Annotated in this window: 19 protein-coding genes; 18 read left to right on the top strand and 1 reads right to left on the bottom strand. The window is 51.0% G+C overall.

Annotated features, from left to right (window positions below; all coding sequences use genetic code 11):
- Positions 1 to 233: 233 nt before the first annotated feature.
- Positions 234 to 446, bottom strand: a complete 213-nt coding sequence (locus A3844_RS02235; RefSeq protein WP_074088649.1) for a hypothetical protein — start codon at positions 444 to 446, stop codon at positions 234 to 236.
- 224 nt (positions 447 to 670) lie between these two features.
- Here A3844_RS02235 and A3844_RS02230 point away from each other — a divergent pair, with 224 nt between their 5' ends.
- The 18 genes from A3844_RS02230 (at position 671) to A3844_RS02145 (ending at position 23,886) form a co-directional block, all read left to right on the top strand.
- Positions 671 to 2,029, top strand: a complete 1,359-nt coding sequence (locus tag A3844_RS02230) for an ABC transporter substrate-binding protein (RefSeq protein ID WP_074088650.1) — start codon at positions 671 to 673, stop codon at positions 2,027 to 2,029.
- Positions 2,030 to 2,126: 97 nt separating this feature from the next.
- Positions 2,127 to 3,080, top strand: coding sequence for a carbohydrate ABC transporter permease (locus tag A3844_RS02225; RefSeq protein ID WP_074088651.1), 954 nt, complete (start codon positions 2,127 to 2,129; stop codon positions 3,078 to 3,080).
- Positions 3,081 to 3,091: 11 nt separating this feature from the next.
- Complete coding sequence (locus tag A3844_RS02220) at positions 3,092 to 3,940, top strand: carbohydrate ABC transporter permease (protein ID WP_425270593.1); 849 nt, start codon at positions 3,092 to 3,094, stop codon at positions 3,938 to 3,940.
- 65 nt (positions 3,941 to 4,005) lie between these two features.
- Positions 4,006 to 5,730 (top strand): sensor histidine kinase, encoded by a 1,725-nt coding sequence (locus A3844_RS02215; RefSeq protein WP_074106477.1) that lies wholly within the window; start codon positions 4,006 to 4,008, stop codon positions 5,728 to 5,730.
- 14 nt (positions 5,731 to 5,744) lie between these two features.
- The gene (locus A3844_RS02210; RefSeq protein WP_083606642.1) at positions 5,745 to 7,115 is read left to right on the top strand and encodes an ABC transporter substrate-binding protein; all 1,371 of its coding nucleotides are present in this window, start codon (positions 5,745 to 5,747) and stop codon (positions 7,113 to 7,115) included.
- A 17-nt stretch (positions 7,116 to 7,132) separates the two neighbouring features.
- Positions 7,133 to 8,731 (top strand): response regulator, encoded by a 1,599-nt coding sequence (locus tag A3844_RS02205; protein WP_074106476.1) that lies wholly within the window; start codon positions 7,133 to 7,135, stop codon positions 8,729 to 8,731.
- A 527-nt stretch (positions 8,732 to 9,258) separates the two neighbouring features.
- A complete protein-coding gene (desA, locus tag A3844_RS02200) occupies positions 9,259 to 10,323 on the top strand; it encodes a Delta(5) desaturase DesA (RefSeq protein ID WP_074088656.1) in 1,065 nt (354 codons plus the stop codon).
- Positions 10,324 to 10,463: 140 nt separating this feature from the next.
- Positions 10,464 to 11,609, top strand: coding sequence for a sensor histidine kinase (locus tag A3844_RS02195; protein WP_074106559.1), 1,146 nt, complete (start codon positions 10,464 to 10,466; stop codon positions 11,607 to 11,609).
- Positions 11,606 to 12,208, top strand: a complete 603-nt coding sequence (locus A3844_RS02190) for a response regulator transcription factor (protein WP_074088657.1) — start codon at positions 11,606 to 11,608, stop codon at positions 12,206 to 12,208. Before A3844_RS02195 ends, A3844_RS02190 begins: the two co-directional genes overlap by 4 nt.
- A gap of 313 nt (positions 12,209 to 12,521) precedes the next feature.
- Positions 12,522 to 13,961, top strand: coding sequence for an SWIM zinc finger family protein (locus A3844_RS02185; protein ID WP_074106475.1), 1,440 nt, complete (start codon positions 12,522 to 12,524; stop codon positions 13,959 to 13,961).
- Positions 13,962 to 14,012: 51 nt separating this feature from the next.
- A complete protein-coding gene (locus A3844_RS02180) occupies positions 14,013 to 15,866 on the top strand; it encodes a HEAT repeat domain-containing protein (protein ID WP_074106474.1) in 1,854 nt (617 codons plus the stop codon).
- 32 nt (positions 15,867 to 15,898) lie between these two features.
- Complete coding sequence (locus tag A3844_RS02175) at positions 15,899 to 17,002, top strand: AAA family ATPase (RefSeq protein WP_074088660.1); 1,104 nt, start codon at positions 15,899 to 15,901, stop codon at positions 17,000 to 17,002.
- Positions 16,999 to 19,344 (top strand): DUF5682 family protein, encoded by a 2,346-nt coding sequence (locus tag A3844_RS02170; protein WP_074106473.1) that lies wholly within the window; start codon positions 16,999 to 17,001, stop codon positions 19,342 to 19,344. Before A3844_RS02175 ends, A3844_RS02170 begins: the two co-directional genes overlap by 4 nt.
- The gene (locus A3844_RS02165; protein ID WP_074088662.1) at positions 19,345 to 20,556 is read left to right on the top strand and encodes a VWA domain-containing protein; all 1,212 of its coding nucleotides are present in this window, start codon (positions 19,345 to 19,347) and stop codon (positions 20,554 to 20,556) included.
- A gap of 126 nt (positions 20,557 to 20,682) precedes the next feature.
- Positions 20,683 to 21,771 (top strand): aspartate-semialdehyde dehydrogenase, encoded by a 1,089-nt coding sequence (asd, locus tag A3844_RS02160; protein WP_074106472.1) that lies wholly within the window; start codon positions 20,683 to 20,685, stop codon positions 21,769 to 21,771.
- 144 nt (positions 21,772 to 21,915) lie between these two features.
- Complete coding sequence (locus A3844_RS02155; protein WP_178382789.1) at positions 21,916 to 22,098, top strand: DUF3934 family protein; 183 nt, start codon at positions 21,916 to 21,918, stop codon at positions 22,096 to 22,098.
- Between the two features lie 107 nt (positions 22,099 to 22,205).
- On the top strand, positions 22,206 to 22,922 hold the full coding sequence (locus tag A3844_RS02150) for a pseudouridine synthase (RefSeq protein WP_074088665.1): 717 nt from the start codon (positions 22,206 to 22,208) through the stop codon (positions 22,920 to 22,922).
- A 16-nt stretch (positions 22,923 to 22,938) separates the two neighbouring features.
- A complete protein-coding gene (locus A3844_RS02145) occupies positions 22,939 to 23,886 on the top strand; it encodes a hypothetical protein (protein ID WP_074106470.1) in 948 nt (315 codons plus the stop codon).
- Positions 23,887 to 23,904: the final 18 nt, after the last annotated feature.

Below are 23,904 nucleotides of genomic sequence, written 5' to 3'. Positions count from 1 at the left end.
AGAACGGAATGATTGTGGAAAAGCGAAGCGTTCGCCTTGGTCTCCGGATTTTCACCGCTAAGGGGAATGAAAAAAATCTGGAGACCACAGCGATTGGAACAACGTTTCGTTCGCGGAGCGTCCTCACCTAGCGCAACCGTCTATCCAACTCTTGAAACAAAGAGCGTACCACCATTTCATGGCTTATGCGACAGCTCTTTTGTGCATAATCAAATGTGAATTTGTTAAAGCGGCTAAGGTCTAACCTCAAAGAACTGGCAGCTCCTGCGGGAATAATAGGTTAAGTCGCTGACCCGGGATTGAATCACAACATCCGAATCGGTGAAGCGGACGACGGTCGCTCCGGAATTCACCAGATGGTCATCCTCGAAGACCCGAACCGGCAGTTTGCGGTCAACGGCTTCCTGAAGATCGTTGTCGGTCAGCAAAGGGCGGTTGATAGGCATGATAATACTCTCCTTTTGTAAAATATAAGGATCTGGATGGGGGAAGGATGGAAATAAAAATAGTATACCTGTGTGCAGCACATAAATCCAGAGTGAGCACAAAGGTGAATAACCACTATCGTAAATATTTCCACCATAAATCGGAAGTTTGCCTCCTCAAAAAACCGGATTGCCTACTGTACACTAAATCTTGTAAGAGAAACCTTTGAAAGGGGTACAGAGGAATGAGAAAAGCAAAGCACCTGGCAGTGTCACTTGCCGCCGTTCTGCTAGTAGGTTCACTGGCAGGATGCGGAGGGAACAACAAAGCCGGGAACGACACCAAAAAAGAAAATGCGGGTAACAACGCAGCAAGTACAAATGCTCCGGCAACCGAAAAGGCTGCAGATCCTGCTGAAAAAATTGAGCTCTCCTTCTGGACGCTTGGCAATGTCAACTATGAAGAGCTGGCGAACCAATACACGAAGGATCATCCGAACATTACCATTAAGGTTCAGAACACCGGTGACCAGACCGCTCACCACAACAACCTGACGACAGCATTGTCTGCGGGTTCGGGAGCACCTGATATTTTTCAACTTGAAATCGGTTTCATGGAACGTTTCCTGGGGGCTCAGGATAAATTCTACAACTTGAACGATTATGGTGCGAAGGATATTCAAGCCAATTATCTGGACTGGAAATGGAAACAAGCCTCTTCTGTGGATGGCAGCTTCCAATTGGGTCTTCCAACAGATATCGGACCTACCGTTGTATACTACCGCACGGACTTGGCTAAGGCTGCAGGGTTACCGGATGATCCTGACGGCTTCGGCGCTGCTATTGATACCTGGGATAAGTTCGCTACGGTAGCTAAAGCGTTCAAAGACAAAACCGGCAAGCCGTTTGTGGATCTGACGGATCTGACTTATAACGCTCTGCGCGATCAATCCGCTGACGAAATTTACTTCAGCAAAGCTGACGGCAAATTCATCGGCGACACGAATCCGCAGGTGAAGAAAGCTTATGATTTCACGGTTAAGGGCATTCAGGAAGGCTGGATCAGCAATGTAATGCTGTGGTCCCCTGAGTGGGGTCAAGGTATGAGTGACGGTTCCTTTGCAGTGGTTATGGGACCTGCATGGATGGCTGGCAACATTAAGAGCAACGCACCGGATTCCTCCGGCAAATGGAAAATCGCCCAGCTTCCTGAAGGTGCAGGCAACTGGGGCGGATCGTTCATCACCCTGCCAAAGGAAGGCAAGCATCCTAAGGAAGCTTATGACTTTATCCAATGGCTGGTCAATAAAGACAACCAGCTCGAATCGTTCAAGACCAAGGGTCTGATGCCTTCCATTCCTGCACTGTATGAAGATCCTGCATTTAAGGACTTCAAGGATGATTTCTTTGGCGGCCAGCAGACTGCGGTTGAATTCGGTAAATCAGCAAACCGCGTAAAACCTGTCTACTACGGTCCTCTGCATGACCAGACCGATACGTTCTTCAAGAACGCCTTGAAAAACGTGCTGGAGAAGAAAGCCGATCCGGCCAAAGAGTGGGATGAAGCTGTGAAACAGGCGAAGACTCTGGCAGAACGCGGCTAAGTCTTTCAATGAAGTTATCATGACCGTCCGGATTCATGGGGTGCAGTATCCTCCTTGAATCCGGATTTAAAAACGTTATATTCCCTGGAGGTGTGACATGGCTGAGCCCGTACTCGCGAGTCCACATGCCGAGAGCAAACGCCCTTTTTTAACTGAACAAAGACGGAGCCGCATTACTGCATATACCTTTATTTCTCCTTTCTTTATTCTGTTCTCGATATTTGGACTGTACCCGATCTTTTTCACGATTTATTTATCCTTTTTCAAGTGGGATGCACTGGGTCCCATGAAGTATGTCGGCATGAAAAACTATGATCTGGTGACGAGCGACCCCACCTTCTGGATCTCTTTCACCAACACGCTCATTATGGGACTTATGGGAACAGTGCCGCAGATTATTCTGGCGCTGCTGCTGGCGGTACTCCTGCATTCCGGGATGACCCGGTTCAAAAAAACATTCCGCATTCTCTATTTTATGCCGAACATCACTTCTATCGTTGCCGTTACGCTGGTATTCAGCACACTGTTCGGCAATAACGGGATGATCAACTGGATGCTGAATGGACTGGGCTTAGACAGCGTAGCCTTCAACTCCGGGTGGTGGGGCGTCAAAATTGCCATATCCTCGATGGTCATGTGGCGCTGGACGGGCTACAACGCGATTATCTTCCTCTCCGGTCTACAGAGTATTCCGATGGATCTGTATGAAGCGGCCCGCATCGACGGAGCCAGCAGAAGACAGCAGCTTACGTTCATTACACTGCCGCTGCTGCGTCCGTTCATTATTTTTGTTACCCTGCTCTCAACGATTGGCGCCCTGCAGCTCTTCACAGAGCCATATGTATTCCTGGGCCAATCCGGAACCGGCTCGACACGGCAGGAAGGGATTACAATGGTGACCTATCTGTATAGTGAAGCCTTCCGTAATGGATTCTTTGGTACGGCGGCGGCTACGGCAGTTCTGCTGTTCCTCGTCACGATTATTTTCTCCTTGCTTAATATGCTGGTCTCAAGCCGCATGGGTGGAGATACAGGAGGGAAAAAAGCGTGAGTACACTGCGTATGTTCAAAAAAAATCCGGACGATCTGGGTCTTTTCGGCAAATTCTGGTTCTATGTTTTGTTGATTCTCGGGGCGCTGATATCCATCTTTCCGTTTTACTGGATGTTTGTGGTGGGGACCAATGACAAAGGTGCGGTCTTTCATGTGCCGCCGCTGCTGACTATCGGAGATCAGTTCATCGACAACTTCAAGCGTGTACTGGATAAAGCGGATTTCTTCCAGGCGCTGGGTAACTCTCTGTTTGTTTCGTCGATGGTGACGATCTCGGTCGTGTTCTTCTGCACGCTGGCCGGCTATGCGTTTGCCAAATATGAGTTTCCGTTCAAAAATGTACTGTTCTATTTTGTCATTGCCACCCTGTTTGTACCGCAGCAACTGGGTGTATTGCCAACCTACGTGATTATGGCAAAGCTGCACTGGATCGACAGCTTCAAAGCACTGATTGTGCCGGCGATGGTTAATGCATTTGGGATTTTCTGGATGCGTCAGTACATTTCTACAGCCGTACATACGGAGCTGATTGAAGCCGGCCGCATTGACGGCGGGGGGCATTTCCGCATCTTTTGGAACATTGCAATTCCGGTCATTACACCGGCCATGGCTACACTTGGCATTCTGAACTTCATGACCGTGTGGAATGATTTCTTCTGGCCTCTCGTCGTTCTGAAGAATAAAGAGCATTATACCATTCAGATTGCCCTCCAGCAGCTGTTTACCACACGTGACGGTCTGGATTATGGAATGATTATGTCCGCCACTTTCACCGCAACGCTGCCGCTGCTGGTTGTGTTCCTGCTCTTTAGCCGGTGGGTCATTGCCGGACTGACTTCGGGGGCAATCAAGAGCTAACAGGAAATAAGGATTACCGTGAAGAATAATAAGGACATAGGACAGCAGGAGGAAGGGAAGGATTTATGAAGCTCCGCCGCAAAATATTGTTCGCTATTATTCTTCTCGTGTTCATCCCCGTCATTGTGATGGGGAGCGTGACCTATGTTAATTTTTCCAATGCCATGGAGAAGAAATCCAGCAATTTCTACTGGATCTCACTTCTGGAGACGGACCGCAAGCTGAAGTTCGCGCTCAGTGAAATTTCATCCATAACCAACTCGGCCATAACGCAGCCGGCGATTCAGCAGTCACTGAAGCAGCCGGATTTTGTGCTGACCTATGACCGTAAGCAGGAGATTAACAATCTGCTGATCAACCATCCGATGATAACTTCCTTTAGTTTATATGGCAAAGACCGTCTATTGTATCAATACAACGCACCTATGTCCTTCGCTGACATGCGGAAGCAGGTCTGGTACGGGGCCATGGAGAGCGCGGAGGGGCGTCCCGTCTGGTCAGGTCCAGGGGAGAACGGATCGGAATCTTCCGGTAACCCAGTGTTGGTGCAGGCCAGGATAATTAAGGATTATTATTCCCTGGAGGATATCGGTTATCTTGTGGTGTATGTGAAACCGGATTTGCTGGATCAGATTTTCTGGGAAGCCGCCACACTGAAAAAAGGGGATATTCTGCTGGTGAACAAGCAGGGGAACATCGTCTTTACCAAATCCGGGGAGCATATCGGGCAACGAACGGACTTCCCTTTTTTACAGGACAACTATTCCCGGGATGAGGACTATTACATCGACAATTATCAAGGGGAGAAATCACTGATTACTTTCCTGCCTTCACATAATACAGACTGGTTTTTGGCAGCGATTACACCGATGAATCTGATTTCTTCAGAGTCCGTGTCGATCCGCAATATTGCGCTCATACTAGGTGCGGTTTCATTAATATCTGCGTTTTTGTTTGACCATTATTTTGTACGCCGGCTTGTGCGCAGCATCAACAGTGCAGTGAACGGCATGAAACGGGTAAAGCAGGGTATTTTTACACCCATAACCATACCTCCCCGGGCCGATGATGAAAGCGATTCACTGATTGACGGCTTTAACCGGATGAGCGCACAGATCGTGGAACTGATCGAGCAGGTGCAGACAGAGCAGGGCCGTAAAAAGGAAGCAGAAATGCAGGCGCTGATGGCGCAGATTAACCCGCATTTTATCTATAATTCACTGGAATCCATCAACTCCATGGCTGTACTGGCTGGGAACCGGGATATCAGCAAAATGGTCGTCTCTCTCGGCAAGCTGCTGCGGATCAGCATCAGCCAGAATCAGGAACTGATTCCACTGCAGATGGAGTTTGAGCATGTCCGACACTATCTGGATATTCAGAAATTCCGTTTTGAAGACAAGTTCTCTTATGCACTGGAGCTGCCGGATTCTCTGAAATACCTGATGACCCAGAAGCTTATTGTCCAGCCGATTGTCGAAAATGCTTTATACCATGCCATTGAGCAGATGGAGGAGCACGGAGTAATTACAATCTCAGCGGAGGAGATGGGAAAGGATCTGATTATTATAGTCAAGGACAACGGCCCGGGCTTTGATCTCGCCACGCTGATGAGTCTGTGGAACAAGGAACGCATCAATCCGAAAAAATACAGCGACAGCGGGGTTGGACTAAAAAATGTGCATGAGCGCCTGAAAATCCGGTTCGGCAATCCTTACGGCATTGTAGTCTGTTCCTCCCCTGGTTTCGGGTCAACAATTTGTATCCGTATTCCGAGAATTCAGCCATGACGGGAGCGGATGGAATGACTAGAAAGCAGATTGTCCAAAGATGGCTGATGAAACGGGGCTGGATTATTCTCTATATTGGCCTGATGACGGGAGCGGTTCTCTTTATTATGCAAGGCAGAAGGGAACCGATTGAGGACAATGCCCAGGAGAAAATCACCCTCACCTTCCGCCATTTCTGGATTAAGGAGCATGATCGGCCATTACTGGCTATTTTCGAAGAGGTGGTAGAGAAGTATCAGCAGGAACATCCCAATGTCAAAGTGAATTTCGAGGGACTGGACCAGACCATCCACCGTGAGCAGAAGCTCAAGAGTGAAATGGTTACCGGCACGCCCCCGGATATGTTCGTGTTATTTGGAGGAGCCGAGATCGAGCCTTATGTCCGTTCCAACCGCTTGATGGACTTAACGGATTTCGCCCAGGTGAATGGCTTGAAGGATCAATTCAAGGATCTGCACCTGTGGACGTTCAATAATAATCATATTTACGGACTTCCGATTGAAGGCAATGCGGAGCCGCTGTATTATAACCGGACGATCTTCAACAAGCTGGGTATTAAGGTCCCTGAGACGCTGGCTGAACTGGATGCAGCGATCCTCCAATTGAAGCAGGCGGGCTACATTCCCTTTGCGCTCGGCAATGAAGACCGCTGGCCTGCCGGGATATTTGCCCATTACTTAATGGACCGCTACGCGGGTCCGGATCTGATCCAGAAACTGGTTACCGGTAAGGAAGGAGCCAGCTTTGAGAACAGCTATTATAAGCAGGCGTTCCGGCATCTGGGGCAATGGATCGGGGAGGAGGCATTTAGCCCGCTTTCTAATGATACCTCCCCGGAAAATGCAGTCGGGCTGTTCACAAGCAGGCAGGCTGCCATGTATTTGAACGGCAACTGGGATATTAACCTGTTCTCAGGGGAGAAAGCACCAGCAGATTTCCAGAACGAAGTTGGGGTTATTCCGTTCCCGGCTCTGAACAGCAGTGAGGAAGCCTCTATCGCCGGCGGGTATACCATCGGGATCGGGTTGTCCTCCAGCTTGAGCGGAGCCAAACGGGAAGCGGCACTTGCACTGATGAAAGGATTCTATACCCAAGAGATACAGAGCCGGATCGTGTATGAAGGCTTAAGAATTCCGTCCATGCGGATTCCCATTGATCCGAATAAGACTGGGCCGGTATTCGCCCAGGTCATGGAGATGATGGAGAAGAATCAGCAGAGCTTCGTGCCCTACGATAATCTGCTGTCACCGGAGGTCAAGAAAACATTCCTGAGTGTCATAGAAGAGATGATTGATGGCGGCCTGCAGGGTGATGAGGCATTGAAGCAGCTACAGATCTCATCAGAGCAATACTGGAAATTGATTCGGAGTTCGGCCATACAATAAGCCTGGGGGGTCTTGAGATGGGTGCAACACTGGTGAATTACAAAGTGCTGCTGGTAGATGATGAACCAATCATTCTGCGAAGCTTGAAGGTGGCCATCCCTTGGAAGGAACTGGGTCTAACGATTGTGGGAGAAGCAAGGAATGGGGAAGTGGCGCTGCGTTTGATAGAGGAGACAGAACCCAATATCATCATTAGTGATATCCGCATGCCGGTCCTTGATGGCATTGCGCTGATGAAGGAGGTGCTGCCGCGCAGCGGCAAGCTGATCTTTATCTTCATCAGTGGTTATGGGGAGTTTGAATATGCCCGGGAGGCGCTGCGGCAGGGGGCATTTGATTATTTGCTGAAACCGATTGATCACGGCGAATTGACCGAGATGCTCGCCCGGGCCAGAGAAAGACTCGACCGCCAGAAGGAGAATGAACAGCTGCTGCTCTCGGTGCAGACCTTGTCCATGCTGGCCCGTGAGCGGATGTTCGCTGAATTCACGCTCGGGAATCCGCGTCCGCTTCAGCATCTCAAGTGGCTGGAGAATAGCGAGCTGGAAAGCGACTATTTCATGGCGGTGGTCCGGCTTGATCATTATGCTTCTCTGACCGCCCGTTGGAGTGTGGAGGAGAAGCGCCTCTGGCTCTTCGCGGTACGGAACATTCTGGAAGAGTGGTCGCTGGAAAATGGAGTGTTGTCCGTATTCCCGTTCTATAACGGAGAGTGGATTCTGCTATTCCCCGGGAACCTAAGTGCAGGCAGAAAAGAACTTGGCGAGCAGCTGACCGCCGGGATTAAAAGATATTCCAAGCTGGAGTGTTCGGTAGGCATCAGCCGGACTACACAGGGAATTAATCAATTGAGCACTGTGTACCCGCTCGCCTGCAAAGCACTGTACCAGCGGTTTTATTCGGGTCAGGCAGGTGTGTTTCTTGATGAGGAGTCTTTGCCTGGCGGGAGCCGGGAAGTGAAATATCCGAAGGAGCTGGAGCTAGCCCTGATTGAGAGTATCCGGACTTTGGATCTGGAGCGGATGATGTCCTTATTCGATGAAATGGCCGATTACATTGAAGCGCAGGGATTGCCGCAGGAGCTTGCAGAGAGACTGATCATTGAGATGATTGTGGTGCTGTACCGGCAATTTGAACATCTTAATTTGCATACCGACTGGTCACTAGAAGGTTTGCTCAGCAGAATGCACGGTCTCGGTACCTTGTCGGCAATGATTGCTGCACTTAAGATGGAATTCCGCGAGTGGATGCTGGAGAGCCATAAATCGGCCTCCCGTGAGGATGGCCGGAGCATAGTAGAGAAGTCCAAACGGTATATTGAAGCTAACTACCACAAGGATCTTAGCATAGAAGAAGTTGCGGAGGTTGCGGATCTGAGCATCAGCCACTTTTGCACACTGTTCAAACAAATGTCCGGCTATACCTTCCTGGAATTTGTAACCCATTGCCGGATGGAGAAGGCCAAATATATTTTGCAGAACAGCAACGTGAAGGTCTATCAGGTCGCGCCACTTGTCGGCTATCAGGACCCGCGCTACTTTACCCAAGTATTCAAAAAAGCCACCGGCAATACCCCAACGGAATACCGTGAGGCGAATTCCCGGCAGGCGAATTAGATTTTGTCGTTGAAGTTTGTGCTCTTGATTCAATCATTTCCCCATAACGAATCCCGTGATATATTAATGTATTTCAATTGCTTCATACCATTGAGAAAATCAGGTTTTCGGTGGATCATACACATTCCCAAGTTCAAGCTTTGCAGGTACTTCAGCTTCACTAACTGGGGCAGCAGCTCATGGATCGAGGTATATTGAATGATAAGCTGCTCCAGCTGCTCCAGCTCTCCAATTTCCGGCGGGATACGGTTTAAGCGGATCTCTTCCTTCGGCTTGGCCTGATACCCGGGAGTCGGCCGATCCGAGCTTGCACAATAGATACATAGCTCTCTCAGGTTCTTCAGCCTAGCTATTGACGCGGGAATACTCTCTAAATCCCAATGATACCACTAATTGGAACGTAGGTATGACATTTGTCATACAACATCATTGATGTTTATGCCTTTCTGGGATGACACATACTACTCTATAATGAAGATAGATGAATGTATCCGTTACCTGGAACATCCGAGGAGGAAACGAACTAGATGACTACAAACCAGACATCCCAGCTCTCCAGCCTGAAAAAAAGTATGGCCCCCTTTGAAAAAACAAATCAGAGTGCGAGTATCAGACAATTGATTAATACCCTCGTTCCGCTTGTGCTTTTATGGATGGCTGCCTATTTCAGCCTGTCCGTATCCTACTGGCTAACGCTTGTGTTCGCGGTTCCCGCAGCCGGGTTTGTGATCCGCACCTTTATTATTTTCCATGACTGCTGCCATGGCTCGTTCTTCAAAAACCGCAAAGCCAATGATATCATCGGGACGATTACGGGCGTATTGACGCTTGTACCCTACCGCCAGTGGAAGCATAGCCATTCCATCCATCATGCCGGGAGCAGCAACCTTGACAAGCGGGGAATCGGCGATATCTGGATTATGACCGTAGAGGAGTATATCGCAGCGAAGCCATTGAAACGCCTGTACTACCGCATCTACCGCAATCCGCTGATCATGTTCGTGGTCGGACCGGTCGCCGTCTTCCTGATTCAATACCGTTTCAATGCCAAAGGTGCAAGACGCAAGGAACGGATGAACACCTATTTGACTAACGTTTCCATTGCCGCACTTTATGCTTCGCTCATCTGGGCGATGGGCTGGCAGGCTTTTCTGATGGTGCAGCTGCCGATCGTATTCGTTTCCGGCTTTCTCGGCATTTGGCTGTTCTATGTGCAGCATCAATTCGAAGATTCCTACTTTGAGCATGAAGAAGAATGGAGTTATGTATCAGCCGCGGTGGAAGGCAGCTCGTATTATAAACTGCCGAAGGTGCTGCAATGGATTACCGGCAATATCGGATTTCACCATGTTCATCATTTGAGTCCGAAGGTGCCGAACTATAATCTGGAGCTGGCACACAATGCATCAACACCTCTGCAGCACGCTACAACGATTACCATTGGAACCAGCCTGAAGGCACTGCATTTCCGCTTATGGGATGAAGAGAATAAAGGCTTTGTCGGTTTCAGGGAGATCAAGACGAGAATGAAACAGCCGGAGTCGGCAGCGGAGGGTCTGAAAGTCATCAAACCCGGATTCCAGAGCGAATAGAATTTTTAGTAGAGAAAGACGAAGCCGGAGAACATTACAGCCGATGCTCCGCTTTCTCTTTTTTTGCCGAAAATTGTTGGAAAACGCAGTGTTTATGCTAAAATGGGGGTACAATCTTGCTGGCAAAAAGGATGGCTGACATGCAGAAGTGGCATCATATCTTTCACAAAAGTACCGGTCTCAGCCCTTATGTATGGGTCATATTTTATATTCTCCCGTTTTATTTCATCTTCCGCTCCGCATCGGTGAATCAGAACCAGTGGGTCTATGGAATCGTTATGGTATTGGTCTTTTTTACTTGTTATGTCCTCTCGTTCAAATCAAAGGGATGGGTAGTCTATTTCTGGACCAGTGTGCAGATCGTGGTCTCGATCACAATGACTCTGCTGTTTGGATATATGTACTTTGCTTTGTTCATTGCTTTTTTTATCGGGAATATTCAGAAAAGAGCCGGTTTTTTCACTCTGTATTCGATTCACCTGCTGACCACCATCGTTGCCATCAACTATGAGCTGATTACTGGAAGTTCTGTGTTCATCTCACAGATTCCGTTCGTACTGGTGAGTATGATCGCTGTAGTGCTGCTGCCCGCGACAACCTACAACCGTAATAACCAGGATAAACTGCAGGGTCAGCTGGAGGATGCCAACAAACGGATTTCCGAGCTGGTGATCATAGAGGAGCGGCAACGGATTGCCCGGGATCTGCACGATACACTGGGTCAGAAGCTGTCACTGATCGGCCTCAAAAGCGATCTGGCCGGCAAATTGGTTCACAAAAATCCGGCGCAGGCTGTACTAGAGATAAATGATGTCCGCCAGACCGCCAGAAGTGCGCTTAAGGAAGTCAGGGAGATGGTAACGCAAATGCGCGGAATCCGCCTGGAGGATGAACTCGTACGTATCCGTCAACTGCTGGGGGCAGCTGAGATAGAATTCGAGCTGGAGGGCAATCCAAAGCTAACCAATACCTCCCTGATTACGGAGAATGTGCTGAGTATGTGTCTTAAGGAAGCCATTACTAATGTGGTAAAGCATAGTAAGGCCACACTCTGCCAGGTGCGGATTGAACCGTCACGGACCGACCTGCAGATTATGATAAAGGATAACGGCTCGGGAACCAAGGGAATCAATCTGTATGACAAGGGTCACGGACTGCAGGGAATGAGAGAGCGGCTTGAATTTGTAAACGGCTGTATGGATGTATTGCAAGATCAAGGAACGACGCTTGTCATTAAGGTGCCAAACGTCTTTAAGCAGCCGGAACTGGAGGTAAAGGAACAATGATCAAAATAGTCATCGCTGAGGATCAGCGCATGCTGTTGGGGGCACTGGCTTCCCTGCTGGATCTCGAGGAAGATATGAAGGTAGTGGGCCGGGCAGGCAACGGGGAGGAGGCCGTCAAGCTGGTACAACAGCACAAGCCGGATATTTGCATCATGGATATTGAGATGCCGGCGATGAGCGGTCTCGAAGCTGCGGAGGTCTTGAAGGATTCCGGCTGTAAAATAATGATTCTGACCACCTTTGCCCGGGCTGGGTATTTCGAACGGGCCGTCAAAGCCGGTGTAAATGCTTATCTGTTGAAAGACAGTCCGAGTGAAGACTTAGCACTCTCTATCCGCAGTGTGATGGCTGGCAAACGGCTCTATGCGCCTGAACTGATGGATGAGGCTTACAGCAATGAGGCCAATCCCCTGACCCAGCGGGAGAAGGAAGTGCTGGGACTCATCGCCGATGGCAAAAATACGAAGGAAATCGCCAGCCAACTCTACATTACAACCGGAACGGTGCGCAATTACATATCGGTCATCCTCGACAAGCTGGATGTAGGGAACCGGATTGAAGCCATTACCAGATTTAAGGAGAAGGGCTGGTTTAAATAAACGGAAATCACATGGGGACTCGTAGAGTCTCTTTTTTTATGCTGTAAGTCTATAATCGCGTCCCACAGTCCAGGGTTTAAACTGAAGCTGATTCGTTAAATAATCTGCTGTCAATATTTTTGCATTGACAAGACTATGTACCTGTTTTTTAGGTAAAATCGTGTGCCGGATTGGAACCTGTGGGTATTTTTGTTAAGATAAATGCAAACATGTGATCTTATCCCTGGATTTGGGTAATGAAGTACATGTGTTCATATTACATGTTATATCATCTGCTGATCTGCCACCTAATTCAGTCGGGAGGACAACTAATTTGCCTGAACTAACATCATCCTATGTAGATTCGCTCGCACCCAATGCCGCTGCTATCAAGAATGGCCAGGGTCTGGTACGCAAGAAGAGCTTCTTACAGCTGCACACTTCAGAGAACGGGGAACTGCTCTTTGGACAATGTGCCGGGAGCGGCAAAACCCCTTACGAGTGCTCCGTAGATTTTATTACACCGGAAAGTCCGGTGTTCCGTTGTACCTGTCCCAGCCGGCAGTTCCCCTGCAAGCATGCACTCGGTCTTCTCTATGCCTATGTGGAAGGGCAGGCCTTCACGCCGGCACCTGTGCCGGAGGATGTAGCCTCCAAACGCGAGAAGGTGGAGAAGCGTGAAGAGAACAAGGCCAAACAGGCAGCCGAGGGTACTGAGAGCAAGCCCAAGAAGGTCAACAAGTCTGCGTTGAAGAAAAAAATAGGTGCACAGCTTGAAGGGCTCGATCTGCTGGAAAAACTGGTGCTGTCCCTGATCCGCGGCGGGTTATCCACGATCGACAGCAAAACAGTTAAAACCGTGCAAGAGCATGTAAAACAGCTTGGTAATTACTATTTATCGGGAGCACAGACGCAGCTGCGCCACTTTGCTCTGCTGCTGGGTAAGGCAGAGGACCGGGAAGAGGGCTATACATATGCTATGGAGCAGTTAACGCGGCTTCATGCTTTTATCAGGAAAGGCCGGGTCTATCTGACTGCCAGAGCGGAGGACCCTGAGCTTGCTCTTGATCATGAATCCACGATTGATGAATGGCTGGGACATGCCTGGCAGCTGTCTGAGCTCAGGGAGTATGGACTGGTGAAGGAGAATGTCGAGCTTCTGCAGCTGGCGTTCTACAGTTACGATGATCCTGCTAGGCAGGAGTTCGTAGATCTCGGCTACTGGCTGGAGACAGCTGGCGGTGAGATTCACCGGACAGTGAATTACCGGCCATATAAGGCCGCCAAGCTGATGCGGGAAGAAGACAGTTTTTTTGAGCTTGCCCGTATTCCACTGCTGTACACCTACCCGGGAGATATGAATGTCAGGGTGCGTTATGAAGAAATGACACCGAGAGCTATAAGTGATGCAGACTTTGACAAGGTTTCGGCAAAGGCTAGCCGTTCTTATGCGGAGACGCTCAAGAAGGTCAAAAATCAATTGAAGAACCCGTTAAGCGACAAAACGCCTGTAGTGCTGCTGCATGCAGCTAGTGTGGGTGTGACGGAAGGCGGTCAGTACGTAATTACGGATGAAACCGGAACCGGGCTGGTGCTGGAGGACATTCCTTCGCTGCCTCAGGGCACGCTTGAGCTGCTTCCGTTCTTGCCTGCAACTACTCTGAAGGATTGCTGCATTCTGGTGATGTTCGAGCATCTTCTGGATCAGGGGCGTCTGATTGCCCAGCCATTAACCTTGATCCAAGGCGGTTCGATTACCCGGCTTTTGTACTAACTACCTGTAAATATCATATACGTTCTTATATATCCTATAGGGGGACAGCCCATGAGTACAGCATTATTGCAAGAGCTTTATCAAGAGGTCAGAAGACTATATATTGCCGGCAGTGACCTGGCAGCCGGTGATTTCCGGCTGAAACGGCTGCTTCCACAGTTTCAACAGCTTGGCGAGCGGGCAGCAGTTTTTAAGCGGCTGGGGGAAGGCATTACCTCCCTTCTGGAACCGGGTGACGGACAAGGAACGCCTGCCGCCGTCCGGCTGCAGGAGCTGACGCTGCTCCTGGAATCGGTATTGTACACCCAAGGGGTTACCGCACCTGAAGGAACGCCGGGCGAGCTTCGCAGCCGCAATCTCTCTCTGGATACCAAATTCCCTTACCGGAAGCTCGCGGTAGTACGGCAGGCACTGACTACAACCGGGAGCGGCAGATATGAGATTGTGACCGAGGCTTTTAAGGAGGGGATGTTTCAGGATCTTCGTCTGCTTCCCCTGGCGATTGCGGCTCTAAATGATCCCTATTCGGAGATCGCTGAATTTAGTATGACCGAGATTCTTCCGGCTTACGGCCCTGCCATCGCTGGTTATCTGATCGAAAATCTGAATATCGCAGGCGGTAAAAGTGAAGTCCGCAAGCTGAAGACCATTGCCAAGGCGGGTGGAACAGAAGTGCTTGAAGAGATCTTTCAGGCTGCTGAAACCGGCAGTGACGATATCCGGGCCGCCGCGATCGAATGCCTTGGCTGTCATGAGGTTTATCTCCCGGCCCTGCTGGAGTGGAGCACCGATAAGAAAAAAGTGATCCGCGAGGCTGCGTATAAAGCGCTCGCGACAGGCGGATCGCCGCAAGGCGAAGACCGGCTGTATGAAGCTTTTGCGGCAAAGAAGGACCGGGAGTTGGTGGCCGATGCGGTGGTATATTCCTCTTCCGAGCCACTTGCCGAGAGATTGTCTGTTCTTTATATGCAGGAGCTGCGTGAAGCGCCGCAGGAGAATGTGGATAAGAAAAAAACGGAGGAAGTGTGGAGCAGAATCCGTCCGTTTGCGACCGTTCTTTCCGGACAACGGAACCCGCAGCTGGATGAGCTCTACAGCTATGTAATCCAGGAATATGCCCGGTTTGCTTCCCTGGGTTACACGACTATCATCAATGAAGCGGCTTGGTACAAGCAAAGGGCTGCTTCCGAATCAGCCTTTGAAGAGCTGCAGCAGCTGCAAAAACTGGATTCCCGTTATTTTCCGCACTACTTCCGGGCAGCCCAGCAGCTGATGACACCTGACGAGCTCTACAGGCATTTCGGCGGGACGATGATTAACAAGCTGAAAGCTGTAGTTACCAAGGATTCTGCACAGCGCAACAAACTGCTCATGGACACGATCAAAGAGCAGGTTATGACTGCGGAAGAGCTATTGTATGACGCGGTCTGGGACCCCCAGAGGGAGCGGCAGTACCGTGAGTTGGGAATGCTCTCTCCTGAAAAAATTCAGGCTGCATGGGACCTGCGCTGGCTGGATTTGTTCATTCACAGGGACGTACCGGAGCTGGTATGCGCTTTTGCACATCCGGGTCATGAAGAATCCCGCCGCTATCTGCTGAACAAGCTGAGCGAGCAGAACAACCAGCAGAAAAGGCAGCGGAATCATGAATTTTTCACAAATATATTTACAGGTCTTGAACGTTCTGGAATGCAGGACCCTGAGCTGCTTGAGCTGATGATGTCTGTGATGGAAAATGAGAAGAACTATAACCCCTACAGATTTGATTACGCCCAGTTCCAGCAAATGCTGCGGTTTCCCGCAAGCTTCAGCAGCCGTCTGGAAGCCCTTCTTCCGAATCAGAGGTACTACGAAAGCCGTGCTCAGCTGGAATATGTGATTCATCAGCTTCGTAGCCGGGAATAATCAAGAGCGGTCCATACAAAGGAGAGATATCCATGTCAACGGAACAAGAACAGCTTCAGGATTATATGCGGCTGCCGGCAGAGATTTTATACCGGGAGGAGCTTGAGGCCCTACGCAAGGAGGATAACGGCAATATCCCCGCTGGCTGGCAGATGTCCCCGCGTTCGGTGCTGACCTTTATCGCAGGCGGCAAGGCTGGCAATACAGTCATTACGCCTAAGTATATCGGCAATACACGTCTGATCGAGATGGCGGTCGCCACATTGGTTACTGACCGGGCACTACTGTTGATCGGGGAGCCGGGAACGGCAAAATCCTGGCTGTCGGAGAATCTGGCGGCGGCGATCTACGGGAATTCGGGTCTGGTAGTTCAGGGCACTGCCGGCACCAGTGAAGAGCATGTGCGCTATTCATGGAACTATGCCATGCTTCTGGCTAACGGCCCTACTCCTGAAGCACTGGTCAAAAGCCCGATTATGCGGGCCATGGAGGACGGCGGGATCGCCCGGTTCGAAGAGATCTCACGGTGCGCTTCAGAGGTGCAGGATGCGCTGATCTCCATTCTTTCGGAGAAGACGATTTCTGTACCGGAGCTAGGCAAGGAAGCAGGGGCACGCAAGGGCTTTTCCATTATAGCTACTGCCAATACCCGGGACCGCGGTGTCAATGAAATGTCTGCTGCGCTCAAGCGGCGCTTCAATATTATTGTGCTGCCCGCACCGACGGATATCGAAACCGAGCTGTCAATTGTGAAGAAGCGGGTAGCTGAGATTGCATCATCCTATAATCTTGGGGCTTCCGTTCCTGCGGATGAGGCGCTGCTCAAGGTCGTTACAATCTTCCGTGAACTTCGCAGCGGCATGACACTGGACAAGAAGGAGAAGGTGAAAACTCCTGCAGGGGTGATCTCCACGGCAGAGGCTATCTCGCTGCTGACGAACAGTATGGCACTTGCGGCCAGCTTCGGTGATGGTGAGCTGACAGAACGCGATCTTGCTGCCGGGCTTCAAGGGGCGGTTGTCAAGGATGATGACAAAGACAAGCTGGTCTGGAAGGAATATCTGGATAATGTGATGAAGAAAAAAGGAGCGGAATGGCGCGGACTCTACCAGGCCTGTAAGGAGTTGAACGAGTGAAAGCGACTGCTGAAGCCGGGGTACATATTTTCGGAGTGCGGCACCTGTCTCCGGGCGGCGCGAAGCATCTGCTGGAATACCTGAATGAGCTTCAGCCGACGGCGGTGCTGATCGAAGGCCCAAGCGACGCGACGGATGAAATCCGCCATTTGACGAATCGCTCAACGGAGCCTCCTGTTGCCATATTAGCTTTCACGGAGGAGTTGCCGGTGCGTACGGCCTTGTGGCCGTTAGCAGTCTATTCCCCTGAATATCAGGGCATGAAATGGGCCAGTGATCACGGGGCAGATGCTGCGTTCATTGATCTTCCTTCCTCGGTCATTCTAAGCCTTCAAGATGCCATGAGACGGGAAAGTATCTCCGTACAGGAAGTGAAGCCTGAAGCGGATGAAGCGGTTGAGCCGTCAACTGAAGAGGTCAAGGAACAGGAATCCGTGTACAGCCGGATTGCCCGGCTTGCCGGTGAACATGACTATGATATGTATTGGGAGCGCAATTACGAGCACAATTTAAGTGCCGGAGCTTACCGTGCAGCGATTCTTTCGTTATCTGCCGGGATGCGCTTGCTATCGGAAGGCCGGGAGCAGCTCGAGCAGCCGAAAGAGCACGCGTATAATGCGCTGCGCGAGTCCTATATGCGGCGGCAGATCCTGGATAAAATCGCTGAGGGGCATGCACCGGACAAGATCGTGGTCATTTGCGGAGCGTATCATGCGTCTGCCCTTGCAGATCTGTCGGACGCCCTGAGCGACAAAGAACTGGCTGGGCTGCCTTCACGCAGCACCAAGCTGACACTGATGCCGTATTCATACTACAAGCTCTCTACCATGTCGGGCTATGGGGCGGGGAACGGAGCGCCTCATTACTTTGAAATGATGTGGGAGACCATGGATGCCGGGCGGCCGGAGGAGCTGGCACATCTCTATTTGTCCACGCTTGCGGGCTATTTACGCAGCAGCGGGACACACCGCTCCACAGCCGAGGTGATCGAGGCGGTGCGCCTGGCCGAGTCGCTGGCTGCGCTGCACGGCGGGAGTGCGCCTACCCTGCGCGATTTGCGGGATGCCGCCCAGACGCTGCTTGGCCACGGTGAGCTGTCTGTCATCGCCGATGCCCTGGCGAGGGTCGATGTAGGAACAGCTATCGGGCAACTCGCTGACGGTGTCAGTCAGACACCGATCCAGGACGATCTAAACCGGCTGCTTAGGCGTTATAAGCTGGAGAAGTATAAATCAACCGTTGCCAGTGAACTGCCGCTGGACCTCAGGGAGAACCGCAGAGTGTCCAGCGAGGAGGCCGCCTTTCTGGACCTGAGCCGGTCTATTTTGTTCCATAGACTGCGGCTGCTCGGGATATCTTTTGCGAAGAACAGGCCCAGCGGGCAGGACGCGGCAACCTGGGCAGAATACTGGATTATCCAGTGGACGCCGGAGGTGGAGATACAGGTGGTCGAATCGACCCTCCTTGGGGAGACCATTGAAGTGGCTGCCGCCTATGTGCTGCGCGAGAAGCTGCAGGCTTGCCGGTCCATCGCCGAAGCTTCAGCGCTCATCCGTATTGCCTGTGAATGCGGTTTGACAGCGCAGATGGAAGAAGCCAGCCGGGTTCTTCAGAGCCTTGCTGTAGACAGCCGCGATGTGGTTGGCATTGCCGCTGCTGCCCGCGAGCTGGCAACGATTATCGGCTTTGGCGACATCCGCAAGGTGGATACCGTACCGCTTACACCACTGCTGGAAGAACTGTTCCGGCGGGGCTGTCTGTTCCTGCTGGATGCGAGCGGCTGCAATGACGAGGCCGCCGGGCAGATGATTGTGGCTATGAATGAACTGAACGGAATATCGCTGGATTATAGCGAGACGGTGGACGAACCGCTGTGGCTGCAGGAGCTGCTGCATCTGTCTGAGCAGGATAACCGCAACCCGAGGCTGTCCGGCTTCGCCTGTGCCATTCTGATGGAGCGTGGAGCGATCTCAGCGGATGAAGTCGCTTCGGAAGTCTCACGCCGTCTGTCTCCCGGCATCCCGGCCGATCTTGGAGCGGGATGGTTCGAAGGCTTGTCGATGCGCAACCGGTATGGACTGCTCTCCAGAATGAGCCTCTGGGAGCAGCTGAACGATTATATCAATGCGCTCGAGGATGATGAATTCAAGCGGGCGCTGGTGTTTCTGCGCCGGGCATTCAGCACCTTCTCACCAAGAGAGAAAACGATGATCTCCGAGCTGCTCGGTGAACTGTGGGGTGTGGATACAGAGCAGGCGGCAGAGATTCTTACCGGAGAACTGAAGGAGGATGAAGCCAAGATGCTGGACGATTTGAATGATTTTGACTTCGGTGATTTTTAGATGACGAATGACAGCAAGCAGGAGAGTACTGTTACCCGTTGGCGGCTGATTTTGGGGCAGGAAGCCGAAGCCTCACTTGCAGGCTATGGTGAAGGCGGCCAGCTTAGCCTGACTGAAGAGGAATTAATCATGGATTCAGCACTTGCCGCCATCTATGATGAGACGAACGGAGGCGGCGGCTCCGGCAATGCTCCCGGCGGCAGGGGCAAAGGAGCAGGGACGGGCCATGCCGCCCTGAATCTCTCGAAGTGGCTTGGCGATGTGCGCAGCTATTTCCCGGAGGATGTCGTATCGATCATCCAGAGTGATGCCATGGAGCGCAGGGGCTGGAAGCAGCTGCTCTTCGAGCCGGAGCTGCTGGCTGCGGTGAAGCCGGATATCCAGCTGGTAGGCACGCTTTTGTCACTCAAGGGTAAAATTCCTGAAAAGACGAAAGATACTGCAAGAATGCTGGTCCAGGCTTTGGTTGATGATCTGGTCAAGCTGCTGGAGACCGATATCCGCCGCGCCGTTACCGGGGCGCTGAACAAGCGGCAGCACTCTCCGCTACCATCGCTCAGCGGGCTGGACTGGAAGCGGACCATTGAGCGGAATCTGAAGCACTATGACCAGGAGCGGCGGATTATTATTCCTGAGCGGTTTTATTATTTTGACCGGGCACGCCGCAGTAAGGAATGGACAGTTATCGTGGATATTGACCAGAGTGGTTCGATGGCCAGCTCCATTATCTGGGCTTCGGTCATCGGGTCTATCTTTGCAAGTATTCCTGCGCTGAACACCAGGGTAGTCGTTTTCGATACTGAAGTGGTGGACTTGACTGAGCAGTGTGCTAATGATCCGGTGGATATGCTGTTCGGGATTCAGCTCGGCGGAGGAACGGATATCCACAAGTCGGTGAAGTACTGCGAGCAGTTCATTGAAGAACCTAAGAAGACGCTATTCATTATTGTCTCGGATCTCTATGAGAACGGCAACCAGGCTGGGCTTGTGCGCCGGATGCGCGATCTGCGCGAGTCAGGGGTCCGCACAATGACCCTGCTGGCCTTGTCGGATGAAGGCAAACCCTCTTATGATGAACGGCTGGCCGGACAGTTGTCGCGCGATGGCACACCTTGCTTCGCCTGCACTCCGGCCCTGCTGCCCCAACTTGTGGAAGGGGCGCTTAAGGGACAGGATCTTGGCGAGCTGGCGAAACGTCTGGGAGCTTCGTAACACCGATAATTTTTTCCAAAAGGCTCTTCTTTACAATCACATATTGTGTAAGCTGCATATATCATTTATAATCGGTTATTAAAAAGCACCTATCGAAGGCGCTGCTTGAAAGGAAATGAATTTCTTATGTCAAGTAAGTTGAGAGCGGGTATCGTCGGGGGTACTGGAATGGTAGGCCAGCGTTTTATCGCATTGCTTGAGAATCATCCCTGGTTTCAAGTAACGGCGATTGCCGCAAGTGCAAATTCAGCAGGTAAAACTTATGAAGAATCGGTCAAGAACAGATGGAAGCTGTCCACTCCTATGCCTGAGGCTGTCAAAAGCATCATGGTTCAGGATGCCTCCAAGGTGGAGGAAGTGGCTGCGGATGTAGATCTGATTTTCTGCGCCGTTGATATGAAGAAAGAAGAGATCAAGGCGCTGGAAGAAGCTTACGCGCGCACTGGAACGCCGGTGATTTCCAATAACTCCGCACACCGCTGGACGCCAGACGTTCCTATGGTGATCCCTGAGATCAACCCTGAGCATCTGGAGGTCATTGCCCAGCAGCGCAAACGTCTGGGTACGGAGACCGGATTCATCGCGGTGAAGCCTAACTGCTCCATTCAGAGTTACATGCCTACACTGCATGCGCTCCATGACTTTAAGCCGACCAAGGTGGTAGTGACTACCTATCAGGCGATCTCCGGGGCAGGTAAAACCTTTACCGATTGGCCGGAAATGATTGACAACGTCATCCCATATATCGGCGGTGAAGAAGAGAAGAGCGAGCAGGAGCCGCTGCGGATCTGGGGGAACGTGACGGATGAGGGGATTGTGAAAAGCGAACAGCCTGTCATTACGACACAATGTATCCGTGTGCCTGTTGCTGACGGCCATATGGCTGCAGTGTTTGCCTCCTTTGAACAGAAGCCATCCAAGGAAGAGATTCTTGAACGCTGGAACAGCTTCCAAGGCCGTCCACAGGCACTCGGCCTGCCAAGCGCACCCAAACAATTCATCACTTATTTCACAGAGGAGAACCGTCCTCAGACGCAGCTGGACCGCGACATTGAGAACGGTATGGGTATCTCTGCCGGCCGGCTCCGCGAGGATTCGCTCTACGACTACAAATTCGTCAGCCTGTCCCACAATACGGTTAGAGGTGCAGCCGGAGGCGCCGTATTAATCGCTGAACTGCTGAAAGCGGAAGGTTACATTCTGCCGAAAAAATAAACCGCACACTAATATATATGAGGGTAAGCAACAACCTGCCGGATAAGTTCCGGCAGGCTGTTTGCGTATTTACCTGACATATTGTGCATGGTAATGGTAAGATAGATGGATGCAAGACGAAAACTGAATACCGGGTGGAGTGATATTGTGGCAAAAAGTAAAGGCGGCGGCACAGGCAGAGGAACAGGCAGCAAGGGCTGGACCCGCTGGAACAAAACGGCGAAACCTGTGAAGCCGGCAAAAGGCGGACCCGCTGGGGGACCTGGCGGCAAAAGCACAGGAGCAGCCAAAGGCAGCGGAACCAAACCAACTAGGAGCGGCAAGTAAAAAGGCCGGATGCTCATAGATCAACATGCGGCATCTGATTTGGAATTTGTAGCGTATACACTCCAATCAGGTGTTTTTAATTACCCTTCAGGAGAGCGGAAACAGACATGAGAATCAATAAGTACATAAGCGAAACAGGGATTTACCCCCGAAGGGAAACCGATAGATTACTTGCGGCCGGGCGGATTACGATTAATGGCCTTCCTTGTGAAAAAGGTGCGGAGGTTGAGCCGGGCGACATTGTAGCCGTCGACGGAGAGCTCCTAGCTGCTGTCGATAGAGAGCCAGTATACCTGGCGCTGAACAAGCCAATAGGCATCACCTGTACATCCTCACGCGAGGTGAAGGGGAATATCATTGATTTTGTGGGATACCCATCCCGGATATTTGCCATTGGCAGGCTGGATAAACAGTCGGAGGGACTGATTCTGCTGACTAATGACGGAGCGATCGTGAACCAGATGATGCGCTCGGAATATGGTCACGAGAAGGAATATGCGGTTACTGTTGACAAACTTGTGACGGATGAATTTCTTCAGAGGATGGCTGCTGGTGTGGAGATTCTTGGTACACGGACCAAACCATGCGAGACCAGCCGGATCAGCGAGACTGAATTTCGGATTGTACTCACCCAAGGACTGAATCTGCAAATCCGCCGTATGTGCAAAGAGCTCGGTTATAGAGTGCTCCGTCTGGAACGGATCAGGATCATGAATATATCCTTGAGCGGGCTGGAGAGAGGGCAGTGGAGGCATCTGGAGCAGGATGAACTGGCAGAGCTCCATGGAATGCTTAGCAATGCTCAGGCCCCTTTACAACCATAGAGGAGGACTACCTTACATGCGCTTTGTGAGTTTTTTTATCATGTTGATATTCCTGGCCGGTTGTTCATCATCCGGGGATAACGGGAATGCGGGGCATACAAGCCCCACCGAAAATCCTGTGTCAGCAACACAGGCATCGCCGTCACCGCTTGCTTCACCGGCTGTTTCAGCATCGCCAGCAGTAGAAGCCGCAGGGACTGCATCGATAGAGGATCAATATCCTGGTTTTGTACACAAAGAATCTTTTGATCTGAACGGACAGACCTATGAAGTTTATTACTGGAATAGCGGAGATTTTGATTATACCCAGTTTGTGGTTGCGAAGAACCGTGAGATTCTTTTTGACAGTAAACATCAGGGATTAAGCTTTGAAGGCGGGGACAAATTTGATCAGGCCAAGAGCATTTGGGCAAAGGCGCTTATTCAAAATGGACGGCCCACACTGCTGTTCAGTCTGGCAGATAACCGTCCCGAGTCGGCAACTATTGTTCTGGAGGAGATAGAAGGTAAGCTGCAAGTCACTGTGAATGATGATGTTCTATTGACCTATGAGGATGTAGATCAAGACGGCGAGCTGGAGTTGTTAGCAAGTCCATATTCCGGTCAGGTGCTTCTTGGGCCCGCATTATTCGCTGTTTATGAGTTCAAGAATAACCAATATATCCCGAATCGAGCCAGAACGCAGCAATATTATGAAAACCAGCTGGTTATTGAGGAACAGCATTACAAAACAGAACCTGAAGAAAGCACCTTTGAGTCGTTAATGGATGTATATCTGATCTTGGACCGGCTGGACGAAGCGGAGGCAAAGTTCCCCGAGTACTATAAGTGGGCGGGCCAAACTGCCGGGGACGGCGGATTTGTGAGTGTCTACCACAAACTCATTGAAGCGGGTACCTACGATCCGATCAAGGGATGGATGGATAAGCTCAAACCGCTGGATCACACCAGCCCTCATCAATAATTATATAAAAGAAATCCG

Origin of the sequence: Paenibacillus helianthi, assembly GCF_001909055.1 — a bacterium.
In the GTDB taxonomy this organism is placed as follows: domain Bacteria; phylum Bacillota; class Bacilli; order Paenibacillales; family Paenibacillaceae; genus Paenibacillus_AQ; species Paenibacillus_AQ helianthi.
Note: the sequence above shows the minus strand (reverse complement) of the source record. Positions and strands in the feature narration are given on the sequence as shown.